Origin of the sequence: Photorhabdus temperata, assembly GCF_025384845.1 — a bacterium.
Classification (GTDB): Bacteria; Pseudomonadota; Gammaproteobacteria; order Enterobacterales; family Enterobacteriaceae; genus Photorhabdus; species Photorhabdus temperata.
Genome location: NZ_JAJAFX010000082.1, coordinates 1 through 13348, shown reverse-complemented (window position 1 = coordinate 13348; position 13348 = coordinate 1). Strand labels below are relative to the sequence as shown.

The 13348-nt window shown below is 44.5% G+C and carries 12 protein-coding genes and 1 pseudogene; 9 read left to right on the top strand and 4 right to left on the bottom strand.

The annotated features are described in order from the left end of the window. Positions 1–1319: 1319 nt before the first annotated feature. The 9 genes from fruB to LGZ99_RS22000 all read left to right on the top strand — a co-directional run bounded on the left by fruB (position 1320) and on the right by LGZ99_RS22000 (position 10636). Positions 1320–2450 carry a fused PTS fructose transporter subunit IIA/HPr protein gene (gene fruB / locus LGZ99_RS22040; protein ID WP_036841611.1) on the top strand — a complete coding sequence of 377 codons (1131 nt, stop codon included), beginning with the start codon at positions 1320–1322 and terminating at the stop codon, positions 2448–2450. Next, positions 2447–4114, top strand: coding sequence for a PTS fructose transporter subunit IIBC (gene fruA / locus LGZ99_RS22035; protein ID WP_036841610.1), 1668 nt, complete (start codon positions 2447–2449; stop codon positions 4112–4114). The genes fruB and fruA overlap by 4 nt, the downstream gene beginning before the upstream one ends. A 147-nt stretch (positions 4115–4261) precedes the next feature. Beyond that, positions 4262–5167, top strand: a complete 906-nt coding sequence (gene yhfZ / locus LGZ99_RS22030) for a GntR family transcriptional regulator YhfZ (protein ID WP_021324716.1) — start codon at positions 4262–4264, stop codon at positions 5165–5167. 24 nt (positions 5168–5191) lie between these two features. Continuing rightward, positions 5192–5569, top strand: coding sequence for a PRD domain-containing protein (locus LGZ99_RS22025; RefSeq protein WP_021324717.1), 378 nt, complete (start codon positions 5192–5194; stop codon positions 5567–5569). Between the two features lie 103 nt (positions 5570–5672). Beyond that, positions 5673–6854, top strand: a complete 1182-nt coding sequence (locus LGZ99_RS22020) for a YhfX family PLP-dependent enzyme (RefSeq protein ID WP_036841608.1) — start codon at positions 5673–5675, stop codon at positions 6852–6854. Next, complete coding sequence (locus LGZ99_RS22015) at positions 6847–7737, top strand: phosphotriesterase-related protein (RefSeq protein ID WP_262979598.1); 891 nt, start codon at positions 6847–6849, stop codon at positions 7735–7737. The genes LGZ99_RS22020 and LGZ99_RS22015 overlap by 8 nt, the downstream gene beginning before the upstream one ends. A gap of 11 nt (positions 7738–7748) precedes the next feature. Beyond that, positions 7749–8108: a DUF2620 domain-containing protein gene (locus LGZ99_RS22010; RefSeq protein WP_021324719.1), complete on the top strand. Its 360-nt coding sequence runs from the start codon at positions 7749–7751 to the stop codon at positions 8106–8108. A gap of 10 nt (positions 8109–8118) precedes the next feature. Beyond that, positions 8119–9474, top strand: a complete 1356-nt coding sequence (locus LGZ99_RS22005) for a YhfT family protein (RefSeq protein ID WP_021324720.1) — start codon at positions 8119–8121, stop codon at positions 9472–9474. 64 nt (positions 9475–9538) lie between these two features. Continuing rightward, complete coding sequence (locus LGZ99_RS22000; protein WP_036841604.1) at positions 9539–10636, top strand: aminotransferase class V-fold PLP-dependent enzyme; 1098 nt, start codon at positions 9539–9541, stop codon at positions 10634–10636. Between the two features lie 223 nt (positions 10637–10859). On the opposite strand, the gene LGZ99_RS21995 is transcribed toward LGZ99_RS22000, so the two are convergent. The 4 genes and pseudogenes from LGZ99_RS21995 to LGZ99_RS21980 all read right to left on the bottom strand — a co-directional run. Next, entirely contained in the window at positions 10860–11555 is a 696-nt protein-coding gene (locus LGZ99_RS21995; RefSeq protein ID WP_023046135.1) for a helix-turn-helix transcriptional regulator, read from the bottom strand. Between the two features lie 150 nt (positions 11556–11705). Next, entirely contained in the window at positions 11706–12377 is a 672-nt protein-coding gene (locus LGZ99_RS21990; protein ID WP_021324723.1) for a helix-turn-helix transcriptional regulator, read from the bottom strand. Between the two features lie 30 nt (positions 12378–12407). Next, complete coding sequence (locus LGZ99_RS21985) at positions 12408–13091, bottom strand: helix-turn-helix transcriptional regulator (RefSeq protein WP_023046136.1); 684 nt, start codon at positions 13089–13091, stop codon at positions 12408–12410. Between the two features lie 57 nt (positions 13092–13148). Continuing rightward, positions 13149–13348 (bottom strand): annotated as a pseudogene (locus LGZ99_RS21980) (PAS domain-containing protein); the annotation flags it as partial.

Sequence of the window (13348 nt, the reverse complement as noted above, 5' to 3'; positions counted from 1 at the left end):
TTCATCATCAAAAAAGCGCCCATGCTGATGAAAACCGTCAGCAGGCGTGTCACCACCAGGCTGAACTGATACATCTCCCCCTGATTGGCAAAACAATCCGGGTTCAGGGTCAGGATAAGCTGGTGACCCCGCACTGGAACACTCTTGTCGAGGCGATCTTAAAAATAAGGTAGCAAAAATCCGATTACCACAGACAGCAAGCACAGCGCTATGCAGTGAGTAATAACAAATTGAACGACAGGAAGACAGCAATGTATCCCAATCGATTAATCCCTTTGAATAAAGGGAACAGAAGTTGAAATTCCTTTCATACTGCTTGTATGACGGAACTTAAAGTAATAATTATTAAACCTTGATCAAATAGCAAGCGTTTTTTATAAATTTACAAAAATATAAATTTGTAAGAAATTGTTACAAACTGTAAGAAAGTATTACAGACTAGGTATGAATTCAATTATCTTCAATCTAATAAACGATAAAATGGATAGTGACATGCCATTTTCTCAGAAAAATAATCCACGATAGATAAAACAGCTTCTCATTCACTTAAATTCCGTCTAATTATCATTGCGATACAATAACACATTGATTTTTAATCAAAAAATATATTTATCCCAATTTGCCTTGATAACTAATAACGCCATCAATTTAATTGTTTCACTAATAGCTCATTCTTCATGAAATACCGGGGATAATGATATTACTATTTTTCCCAATCGATTATATTCCGTTGTTGGCCGGTTTCCTGTCAGACGTAAAAACGTCTTAATGTATCCTGACAAACGACAGCTGGGTGATGCTAATAATCGTGAAAATAATTCAATCGGTAATAGGTATTGATTTGGGATTATCTCATTCATCCCCGTGGACACGAGGAACAGTATTTGAAGTCAATCGAATTATTACTTCATTTATGGTTCATCTCCGTTGATTCGAAGAATATGTCATCCATTGTTCATATGGATTCTTTATTTCTGGTGTTACTTTATGTATTGATAATTGACTTCTTGGGTACGGGTTTCAATTCATCCATCAGGATACTCAACTCTTGAAGGTTCTTTGCAATTGGGTAGATATTCTTGGTGGTCATCTATTGGCTAATGCCTTGAACTGGAAATACTCAAAGAACGATACCGGGAAAAATGTGCGTAATCTCAAAAAATTACAATCTTATTTAGTACAACTATTGAATAAAAATCAATCGTATCCCACACTGATTGAAACGTTTCAGTTTTATCGCTTTTTCCTTCACGGTGGATGTTAATGCTTTTTTCTCAGCATAACTGAGACGATTTTATCTTCAGTGAGAGGGGAAAATTATGTTCCAGTTGGCTTTGCAAAATATCCACACTGGTGCAACTGCAACCAGTAAAGAGGATGCCATCCGTCAGGTGGCGGCCATGCTAGCCGCTAGCGGTAACGTCAGTGATGCCTATGTTGATGGTATGCTGCAACGCGAAAGGCAAATCTCCACTTACCTTGGCAACGGTATCGCCATACCGCATGGCACGATCAATACCCGTGATTTGGTGCTGAAAACCGACGTGCAGGTATTTCACTTCCCACAGGGTGTGGAATGGGATAAAGGCGCTATATGTTATGTGGTCATCGGTATCGCTGCATGTTCCGATGAGCATTTGTCACTATTGCGTCAGTTAGCACACTTGTTGAGCGACGATCGTATTGCCGGGCAGCTAAAAGCTATTGATTCAGCCCAGGCACTGCGTAGCTTGCTAATGGGAGAAGGCCGGCAAGCCGAGTTTAAATTCGATACCAGCCTGATTACGCTGGATATTAATGCCGGCGATCTGATGACACTACAGGCGCTGAATGCCGGGAGGTTACAGCAAGCGGGTGCAGTGGATACTACTTTTGTCAGTAAAGTGATTAACAGTAAGCCGCTGGATCTCGGACAAGGTATTTGGTTGAGCGACAGCCCCGACGGTAACTTAACCAGCGCGGTAGCCGTCAGCCGGTTATGCACGCGGGATAACGAACCGGTAGTGGTGATGTTGTTGACCGTTGCGGTTACCGACGATCAGCCGTTGAATGTGTTGCATCACTTGAGCAACTTGCTATTAGCACAGAAAGCGGAATGTTTGCTGAAAGCTGATGCGCCGACGGTACTGGCATTGCTGACCCGTGGCGTACCGGGGCGGAGTGAAACATTTTGCGCGGAGTTCGTCGTACGTAACGACCACGGCTTACATGCCCGTCCAGGTGCGGTGTTGGTCAACGTTGCCCGGCAATTCTCCAGCGAAATTACCATCATCAACCTTGATGGTGCCGGTCAACCGGTAAATGGTCGCAGCCTGATGAAAATCATGGCGCTGGGCGTTAAAAAAGGTCATCGGCTTCACGTCACTGCCAACGGTGATGATGCGCAGCAGGCGATAGCTGCCATTGGTGAAGCGATTGCTTCCGGTTTGGGTGAGGGAGAGATGTTATGAAAACGTTGCTTATCGTTGATCCTTCGTTGGGACTGGCCGGAAGCTATCTGGTGAAAACTGTCCTCAGTGCCGCTGCGGCGGAAAATGGGCTGATACTGACAGAAAATCCGGCTGAAGCCGATTTGGTGGTCGTGACCGGCGATACCATACCCGCTGATAGCACCCTAAATGGCAAACGGGTTTATCTTGGCAACACGGAACAAGCATTGCATGCACCGGAAGACTTCTTTCGGCAAGCAAAAGCTGACGCGAAACCATATCAGACACCGGTAACCGACCTGAGTTGTGACACAAAACGTATTGTTGCGGTTACCGCCTGTCCTACAGGGGTGGCGCATACTTTTATGGCAGCTGAAGCCATCGAAACCGAAGCCAAAAAGCGTGGCTGGTGGGTGAAAGTGGAAACCCGCGGTTCAGTGGGGGCGGGTAATGTTATTACGCCGGAAGAGGTGGCAGATGCGGATCTGGTGCTGATAGTCGCGGATATCGACGTGGATCTGGCGAAATTTGCTGGTAAGCCGATGTACCGCGCCTCAACCAGTCTGGTGTTGAAGAAAACGGCTCAAGAGTTTGATAAAGCATTGGTTGAAGCAAAGCTTTTCGAGCCGCAAAGGCAAGATGCTAAAGCTGGGCAAGGGGAAGAGAGCACCGGCGTTTATCGTCACTTGTTGACCGGCGTCTCTTATATGTTGCCGATGGTGGTGGCAGGGGGTTTGTGTATCGCGTTGTCATTTGCTTTTGGTATCACCGCATTTAAAGAGCCGGGCACATTGGCGGCGGCGTTGATGCAGATCGGGGGTGGTTCAGCTTTCGCTTTGATGGTACCTGTGCTGGCAGGTTATATCGCTTTCTCAATCGCTGATCGCCCTGGTCTGACGCCCGGCTTGATTGGCGGCATGTTGGCAACCAGCACGAACGCGGGCTTTATCGGCGGCATTATTGCCGGTTTCCTTGCCGGTTACACGGCGAAGTTGATCAGCGCAAAAGTGAAGCTGCCGCAGAGTATGTCCGCGCTAAAACCGATCTTGATCATTCCGCTATTCGCCAGCCTGATTACCGGTCTGATTATGATTTACGTTGTCGGTAAACCGGTCGCCGGCATCATGGCGGGTCTAACGCATTGGCTCTCAAATATGGGCACAACCAACGCGCTCCTGTTAGGTGCCATTTTGGGCGGGATGATGTGTGCCGATATGGGAGGAGCGGTAAACAAAGCCGCCTATGCGTTTGGTGTCGGTCTGCTCAGTTCACAAACCTACGCGCCAATGGCGGCCATTATGGCGGCGGGAATGGTCCCACCGCTGGCCATGGGCGTGGCGACACTGATTGCCCGGAAGAAATTCGATAGCGTTCAGCGGGAAAGCGGCAAAGCAGCATTGGTGTTGGGTTTGTGCTTTATTTCCGAAGGGGCGATCCCTTTTGCTGTCCGTGATCCGATGCGTGTGCTCCCATGCTGTATCGTCGGTGGTGCGGTGACTGGGGCGATTTCGATGGCAGTGAGTGCACAACTGATGGCGCCGCACGGTGGCTTGTTTGTGCTGTTGATCCCGGGTGCTATCACACCAGTACTGGGTTATTTGATGTCAATTATTATTGGTACCCTGCTGGGAGGGTTAGCTTATGCCATGCTGAAACGTCCGGAGCCAGCCACAACCAAAGCGTAAAAATAGTTTAATGAAGAGCCGAATTTTGCGGTAATTGCAAAAGAAAACTCATTTTATCGTGACCTCACTCGCATTTTTGTTATTTTCAGATTGTTATTTGTCTCCTTAAATTGGATATAAATACATTCAAAAAAATGAAGAATAATTATGAGTCGTGGTCTGCTTAAAAAAGAGGGGGTTGCTCAGGCATGTCTGGCGCGTTATCTGCTAGGTGAGTGCAATGGCAACCGCTTGAGGACCATTGAAGAGCTGTCGTCTGACTATGCGTTGTCTGTTGGGTTGGTACAACTTGCATTAAAAAAATTGGAGAATTCTGGTGCAATTTGTGTGGATCGGCGGGGGCGTAACGGCAGTTACCTGGTCAGTCTGGATCACAAGGCGCTGTTAGCACATGCCGATATCGGTAACGTGGTTTGTGCGATGCCGCTGCCTTATACCCGATTGTACGAAGGGCTGGCGAGTGGTCTGAAAGCGCAATTTAATGGTATTCCGTTTTACTTCGCCCATATGAGAGGTTCAGACGCCAGGGTGGAATGTCTGCGTAACGGTATTTATGACCTGGCAGTGGTATCTCATCTGGCGGCGCAAACTTATCTGGAACAGCATGATGTGTGCGCTGTACTTGAATTAGGCCCACATACCTATGTTGGGGCACATCAACTGATTTATCGCAAGGGAGGTGAACATAACATCCGTCGTGTTGGGTTGGATAATCATTCTGCCGACCAGAAGATCATGACAGAAGTGTACTTTGCCGGGCAGGATATCACGCTGGTGGATATCTCTTACCACGAAAGCCTGGACAAGGTGGCGAAAGGCGACATTGATGCCGTGATCTGGAACGTTAGCAGAGAGGATGAACTGAGTTCCCGGGAGCTTATCGCGGTGCCGCTCCATGGAAATCCGTTCTTTATACAAGCTTCTGAGGCGGTGATTTTAACCAGAGTTGATGACATTCCGATTCAACAACTTTTACGTACTACAGTGAATAAAACAGAGTTGTTGGCTCATCAACAACGTGTACTGACAGGTCAACAGGATCCAAGTTATTAGTTTGAAATGGACGGAGTCAATGAAATGGAAAATCGACTGAATCTGCTCTGTCAGGGAAATGTCATCGATCAGGACATCTGCGATGGCATGCTGCAAGTAGTGACTCAGCTTGAGAATGATTGGGAAATCCCTGTCAGGAGCGGGCTGGGTGAAATGGTAATAACACATATGGCAAATGCGTTGATGCGCTCGCGCCGGGGAGAACAAATCGGTTCAATGGATGCTGAACTGCTGATGGAAGTACGTCAATCTGATGCTTTTGCATATTTGCAGGCGATTAACGCTTCATTGCTGGCACAATTTGACGTGCAATTACATCCCTGTGAAGAGGGTTATCTGCTGGCGAACTTGTTTAGCCTTTGGGCGGCAAAAGAATCAGGAGTAGCACGGCAACAGAGGTGAAGGAATTTTTTTTCCATCAAATATTCAAAAAAATAATTATTTGAACATTTATTTATTTCTTGCTTTGGCATTGATCGCTGTCAGGCGTACAAGGAGGTACAGCATGTTTATTAACGCACTAAAAAAACAAAATCCTGCACTGATTGAGGCCGCCCATACATTATGGGCGCAAGGCGCTTTACTGCCCGATACCTATGTCATTGACGTTGATCAGGTTTTGGAAAATGCCGGACGATTGCTTGCAGTAGCGGAGCATCATGATATTGCGCTGTACCTGATGACCAAACAGGTTGGGCGCAACCCCTGGTTGGCGCATAAGCTGATAGTACTGGGTTATCAGGGGGTCACCGCAGTGGATTTTAAAGAAGCCAGGATATTAATGAGCTGGAAGATACCGGTTATCCATGCCGGTCATCTGGTGCAGATCCCCCGTAACATGATCTCCTCAGTGATACAGCAACACCCGGAAGTGATCACGGTATTTTCTTTGGAAAAAGCGGAAGAGATTTCTTGTCTGGCACAGTATGAGGGAAATGTGCAATGCATTATGCTGAAAATCTATGATGATTATGATCATTTATATCCCGGACAGGAAGCCGGTTTTCATATATCGGCATTGAACACTGTTGTGCGACGCATTATGGCGATGCCCGGCGTAAAACTAATGGGATTAACACATTTTCCTTGCTTATTGTGGCAAGAGGCGCTGCAACAGACACTGCCGGCGCCGAACTTATTTACTTTGCTGAAAGCAAAAGAGATTTTACAGCGGGCCGGGGTTGAGGTAACACAGATAAATGCACCGTCGGCGTCAAGCTGTAGCACGTTGCCGTTACTGGCAAAATATGGTGTTACCCATACAGAACCCGGACATGCACTAACCGGCACAATCCTTGCCAATTTTCAGGGAGAACAGCCTGAACGTATTGCTATGTTGTATCTGACAGAAATATCCCATCGGTTTAACGGCAACAGCTATTGCTATGGAGGCGGCTATTATCGTCGTGGGCGAGCTCATAACGCGCTGATATTCATGCCAAACGGCCAAATCATATCCACTCACCTGTTACCGATGGATAACAGCAGTATTGATTACCACTTTTCCCTTAGCGGTGAATTTCCGGTCGGGTGTGCTGTCGTGTTGTGCTTTCGCACTCAGATATTTGCCACCCGCAGTGATGTGGCGTTGGTCAGCGGCATCCAGTCAGGACATCCGGTATTGGAAGGGCTTTATGACAGCCAGGGAAATCGTATCCCTGCTAATGGGCAGCGCCCTCATGACTAAACAAAACAGGTTTGATGCATCGGGTTATACCTATGCGCATGAGCATCTGCATATTGATTTATCGTCATTTAAAAACAACCTTGACTGCCGGCTGGATCAATACGCCCTGATTTGTGATGAGATGAAAACATTGGTCAGCCTGGGGGTACGCAATATTGTAGAAATGACCAATCGCTACATGGGACGTAACCCACAGTTTATGCTGGATTTGATGCGGGATTCCGGCATTAATGTGATGGCTTCAACCGGTTATTACCAATCTGCTTTTTTTCCTCAGCATGTGGCGCACACCACAGCCCGGCAACTGGCGGATGAAATGATCGCTGAGATTGAGCAGGGTATTGATGGCACGACGTTGAAAGCCGGGGTCATTGGAGAAATTGGTTCCAGTAAAGGGGTGATTACGCCTGATGAAGAGAAAATATTTCACGCCGCGGCTATCGCGCATTTGGAAACCGGGCGTCCTGTCTCTACCCATACTTCATTAAGCACGATGGGGCTTGAGCAATTGGCGTTACTGAAAAAGCGGGGCGTAGATACTGAACGGGTGGTTATTGGTCACTGTGATCTCAGAGACAATCTGGACAACATACTGCGCATGATTGAACAGGGGGCCTACATACAGTTCGACACAATTGGCAAAAACGATTACTACCCGGATGAAAAACGGATTGCCATGTTACAGACACTGGCCCAACGCGGCCTGCTTAACCGCGTCATGTTATCGATGGATATTACCCGCCGCTCCCATTTGAAGGCTAATGGCGGCAATGGATTTGAATATTTAATCAGCACTTTTGTGCCGATGTTGAGCAATGCCGGATTAACGCAGATAGAAATTGATTTGATGTTACGTGATAACCCTGCTGTATTTTTCAAATAAAGGAAAAACATATGAGATTTGTTATTGGAGGACAAATTGAGAAAGAAAAAATTGCTGAAACCTTACGCCGTCTGGCCGGGGATAAAGCTTCATCCATTACCGTAATGGGCGACATTGATGCCGCTATGGCCCTCAAGAGCGGCAATGCGGATTACTATTTGGGGGCCTGTAATACCGGTGGCGGCGCATTGGCAATGGCGATTGCCATCGTGGGTATTGATCAATGCGTCACCATCAGTATGCCGGGTAAAATCCTGCCTGATGAAGAAATTATTGCCCATATTAACGCCGGGAAAACGGCGTTTGGTTTTACCGGTCAGGATATAGAAGCGGTTATGCCGGTGGTTATCAGGGCTATTTTTTCTTCATGAGGACAGGAAGATGGAATATGAGTTTTTCACACGTTTAATGGAAATTGATCCGTTTAAAGCGGGTTTGTTAGCAATTATTGGCGGAATATCCACCATGATGGCTAACCGTGGTATTGCGGTGTTTCATGATGGTCTGCGTCCTTTAATCCCGGAACATCTTGAAGGGCGGATGAATCGTAAAACCCTGGCTGCGACCAGTTTTGCTTTAAGTTTTGGTCTGGTTATCGGTTTTGGTATCCCGTTCTCGCTGACGGCGCCAATTATTCTGGTGCATAGCCTGTTGCTGGGAACCGACGTCATTGGTACCTGGTGCGCAAACAGTAAAAAAGGTTTCATACTTTCCGGTATTCTGGGGGCGCTGTATGCCGTCGCTTTGATGACGGGTTTGCGATCTGTTGTCGATATCTTTGCCCATTTGCCGGTTAATTTCATGAGCAACCTGAGCAAAGTTGGCGATCCCATTGTTGCCTGCTTCGCGTTGTTTCCTGCCATTGTTGTGGCCTATCAATACGGATATGGCAAAGGAATATGGGTACTGATTGCGACATTGGTGGGGTATGTCGCGACCAAAGCGATAGGCTCACTGAGTTTTGGTGGTTCCCTGGATAAGCCGGTACAACTGGATCCTAACGGGATAGCGCTGCTGATTTCGATGATTGTGATGTTCTACTTTGCTATGAAAGAGCGTGCGCCCAAAGCAGGAGATGATCCGGCCCCGGCTAAAGGCGCGAATGAGATGCTGGTCGGCTTGTTTTCCACGCGGATCCAACGTATTCAAAACAACATTTGGTTACTGGTACTCAGTGGGGGTTTAACTGCGGTAGCGGCCTCGATGTCACTCAGTTTATTGGCGGAAGGTCCTGTATCACTGCAACTGATGGCACAAGGAGAAGGGGCTAACGCCATGTTGGTCGCGCTTGCCAGGGCAATCAGTTTTGTTCCGTTAGTGGGGATGACGGCAATTGCCACCGGGGTTTATAGCCCGGTCGGCATGAAGTTCGTGTTTGTCGCTGGATTAGTCACGAATAACCTGTGGATCGCCTTCATTGCCGGCTGTGTGATTATGTTTGTGGAAATCAAACTACTGGCAAAAATTGCTATCTGGCTGGATAAATACCCTGGCGTAAAAGCATGTGGCGACCATATTCGTACTGTCATTACCCGTATGCTGGAAGTTGCGCTATTGGTAGGGGGAATGATTGCTGCCAATGCTATCCTGCCGGGAATGGGATTTATGGTGGTGGCGGGCATTTATCTGCTCAACCGTACATCTAAACGTCCTTTGGTTGAAATGGCTATTGGGCCTATTGCAACGATTATTGTTGGTATTCTGGCTAACATTATCCATCTGATAGGCATCGGTTAATCGAATAGATCTCCCCCCTTATTTTGCGATGAAAAAATAGAGGGGGAGTGTCGGAGAGCAGATATTGAACACTTATCCATTACATAGTTTGAATATGGCGCAGGCACAGCAAAAACAGTTTCGTTTGGTTGATATTATCTGCCGCCATTTTCCCGGCGCAGACTTTCTTACCACGGGAGATTTAGGGTTGGTACCGGGGTTGAACCAGCCACAGATGACACAGCGGGTTGAGCGGGTCATTGCTGATTTCTTTTCGGCCGAGGCTGCCGTATTGGTGCAAGGGGCGGGAACTGGTGCAATACGTTGTGGGTTAGCGGCATTACTCAATGCGGGCGATACCCTGCTGATTCATGATGCGCCGTTATATCCCACGACAGCGATGATTGCTGAACAGATGGGATTACATCTTATTCGGGCGGATTTTAATCAACCAGAACAAATACGGACTGCGATTTTGCAACATCGGCCGGTGGCTGGACTGGTACAGCATACGCGGCAGAAAATTGATGATTCTTATGAGCTGGCGGCTGTCGTATCACTGCTGAACTCGGCGTCACTACCGGTTCTGGTTGACGATAACTATGCTGCTATGAAAGTGGAACATATCGGTTGTGAATGTGGTGCTGCATTATCGACTTTTTCCAGCTTTAAACTGTTCGGTCCGCAAGGTGTCGGTATTGTGGCAGGTCAACACGCGCTAATAAACAACATCCGGCGTAGTATGTATTCCGGCGGAAGTCAGGTACAGGGATTTCAGGCGTTAGAAGTATTGCGTGGACTGGTATTTGCGCCAGTGATGCATGCAGTACAGGCTCAAGTTAATGAAACGCTGGTTATCTGGCTTAATCAGGGCATCATACCGCAGGTAAAACAGGCGTTTGTCGCAAATGCACAATCGAAAGTATTGCTGGTGGAATTTTATGAAGGGATTGCAGAGCAGGTGCTTTGTTTTGCCCATCAACTCGGCGCACTGCCTTATCCGGTAGGTGCCGAATCAAAATTTGAAATACCGCCTTTGTTTTACCGGGTGTCCGGTACATTTCGTCAGTCTGATCCCACATTAGAGAAACGAATGATAAGAATAAATCCCAATCGAAGTGGTGCGGAGACGGTAATGAGGATTCTGAGTCAAAGTTGTGCGCAGGCCGTCGCCTTGCTGTAAGTAAGAGGCTAAAGTAAGCAGAAGATTATTCTGGACACAGTAACATCCGCCGCAATGGGCGGTATATAAGTCAGTCATCCAAAACGTTTTCAATATGTTTTATCGGCATAAAACTTTATCGCTTGAGGGAGTAGAAAAATCTGTGATGCCATTATTGTATTCCTGATTATTACTGTAATGATCAATAGTTTAGTGAGAAACAGCTAATAGTAAAACTGACTATTTATAATAAGAAATGACCTATAGACTCAGAATATCTTGGTGGAATATAGAGGTCATAACCATTTTCTTTGCAAAGTAACCTTAACTCCAAAACCGATGTGACGGAAAATTTCTCATGAATATTTTCAAAATGTTTTTCTACAGTACGGCATGAAATATTCATTTCAGTGGCTATATCTTTATTACTAATACCACAGCAAAATAAAAAAATAATTGTCCACTCTTTATCTTTCAACAAATTATTGGGTGGCTTGGGGCAGATAGATATTGGAATATTATTCTTAATATAATGAGACACGGTAAAATGATCTATTTCTTTGGCATGAGAAATAATGCCGATACACTGATTATTTTCACACATCAGTGGATATTTTTCGCAATAATAGGATTTAGGTAGCTGACCACTACCTTGAGGATAAGTACCAATAGATGATACTCGCTGCATACACGCTAAGACTCTGCGCTCATGTTCTTTAAAATGGTGAGCGAAACCACTAACTGGTGTTGGTAATTCTTCATCAGTATATCCTATAACATTAAAATTTTCAGGTAACTTATTGGCTTTAATAAACACGCTGTTTGCGTAAATAAAACGAGATTCTTTATCTTTTACAAACCAAGGATCAGAGCCTCTATCCCACATATTTGTTAACTGGGAAGTAATAAAAGGGACTTTTCTTAATCCTGTGTTATTCATATATATCCTTTAAGGCGTTTTTGATTTTTGAACTATTGAATATAAGTATATTCAATTTATGAATAAGAGCCATATTCCCGCAGGGCTACCCATTTTACCAACAAATAACTAACAAAGGTAGTATATTGAAACAGGGAAGTAATACTTAATCTAAGACAATAGAAATTTTTCTGGGATATAGTGATTAAAATTGTTGGCTCGACAGTATTCTTCCAGTTGCCGACTGGAATTAATGCCGATCTTACGATATATCTGGGCCATATGTGTTTCAACCGTACGATAGGTAATATTTAGCATTTTCCCAATCTGTTTTTTGGAGTGTTTCTGTAAAAAGAGAAAGATGATATCCCATTCATGTTGAGTAAAAAGATCAGTCGGCGGTTGGAGTATAATGGATGATGGTAGTTTTTCATGATATTGATGTAGGTAGGCCAATGAGTATTCTCTTACTTTCCACATATGAAACACAATACCCATGCAATTACCATTGTCATGATAAAGCGGTGATTTTTCGCAAAAATAGGATGACAGAGTTTGCTCTTGTCCGAATACATGAGTCTCAATTGAACATACTCTTTGTCCTTTTGTCATAGCACTTCTATCGTGGGTAATAAATTCTTTTGAAAAAACAGCCCCATCCCAGGGAAGTTCATGATCATAAAGCCCTTCGTAATCAAACGATTCCTTAAAATTATGAACGAATTTTTTTGTTGCAGAGTTACCGTAAATAAAGCTAGAAGAACTATCTTTTATTCCCCACGGCTCATTGCTTATTTCCATTGTGTTAATAATCTGCGGTGATATTGTATAGTTCTTCTTCATGTTAAGAAAAACTCCTTTTTAATCTAGAGGTTAAAGGAACATTCTACTTTCTGGATGCACAAATCTTTCTGGTACATAGAGATCATAATCATTCAGCCGGCAATACTCTTCCAACTGATAACTGGAATTAACACCAATTTTTCTATATATCCGTGCGATATGAGTTTCAACGGTGCGATAGGAGATATCCAACATTTTGCCCATTTGCTTACTGGTGTACTTTTGTAAAAGAAGGAAAATAATATCCCATTCCCGCTGAGTAAATAAATCAGTCGGTGGCTGGAACAGAATAGATGCAGGGAGTTTTCCATGATATAGACGAGTTAATGAGAAATCCTGAGCTTTCCACATATGATACATAATTCCTATACAATTTCCATTATCATGATAAATAGGTGTTTTTTCACAAAAATAAGATGACAGAAATTTATCTTTACCAAATAAATGTGTTTCAAGAGAACATACTCTTTTTCCGTTTACCATCACACTTTTATCATGAGCAATAAATTCTTTTGCAAACTCAGCTCCGTCCCAGTTGAGTTCATCATCATAAAGCCCCTCGTAATCAAATGATTTTTTAAAATCATGAATAAATCTTTTTGTTGCTGAATTGCCATAAATAAAACATGAATTTTCATCTTTTATTCCCCAAGGGTCATCACTTTGCTCTAATGTATTAATTACTTGGGATGAAAGGGTTAATTTACTAATCATAGTGTCATTCCTCTTTTTCTAGTCTTAAAATTTGATTATTGATATTTAAGTTTATAGCTAATTTAATTCTATGCTACCAATAGTGACAAATCTTTCTGGAATATAAAGGTCGAACTTGTTTTCTTTGCAAAAATCTTTTAATTCTGCATGCAATGGCAAATCAAATTTTCGGTAAATTGACTGAATATGATTAACCACATCTTCTGTACTTATCATTAACTCCTCACTGATACTTTCTTCATCCAATGAACGAAGAG

Excerpts from the sequence above, each read along its gene's own strand:
- fruB (WP_036841611.1), top strand. The coding sequence starts at position 1,320 with ATGTTCCAGTTGGCTTTGCAAAATATCCACACTGGTGCAACTGCAACC.
- LGZ99_RS21990 (WP_021324723.1), bottom strand. The coding sequence starts at position 12,377 with ATGAAGAAGAACTATACAATATCACCGCAGATTATTAACACAATGGAA.
- LGZ99_RS21985 (WP_023046136.1), bottom strand. The coding sequence starts at position 13,091 with ATGATTAGTAAATTAACCCTTTCATCCCAAGTAATTAATACATTAGAG.
- LGZ99_RS22015 (WP_262979598.1), top strand. The coding sequence starts at position 6,847 with ATGACTAAACAAAACAGGTTTGATGCATCGGGTTATACCTATGCGCAT.
- LGZ99_RS22025 (WP_021324717.1), top strand. The coding sequence starts at position 5,192 with ATGGAAAATCGACTGAATCTGCTCTGTCAGGGAAATGTCATCGATCAG.
- LGZ99_RS22005 (WP_021324720.1), top strand. The coding sequence starts at position 8,119 with ATGGAATATGAGTTTTTCACACGTTTAATGGAAATTGATCCGTTTAAA.
- LGZ99_RS22020 (WP_036841608.1), top strand. The coding sequence starts at position 5,673 with ATGTTTATTAACGCACTAAAAAAACAAAATCCTGCACTGATTGAGGCC.
- fruA (WP_036841610.1), top strand. The coding sequence starts at position 2,447 with ATGAAAACGTTGCTTATCGTTGATCCTTCGTTGGGACTGGCCGGAAGC.
- LGZ99_RS22010 (WP_021324719.1), top strand. The coding sequence starts at position 7,749 with ATGAGATTTGTTATTGGAGGACAAATTGAGAAAGAAAAAATTGCTGAA.
- yhfZ (WP_021324716.1), top strand. The coding sequence starts at position 4,262 with ATGAGTCGTGGTCTGCTTAAAAAAGAGGGGGTTGCTCAGGCATGTCTG.
- LGZ99_RS21995 (WP_023046135.1), bottom strand. The coding sequence starts at position 11,555 with ATGAATAACACAGGATTAAGAAAAGTCCCTTTTATTACTTCCCAGTTA.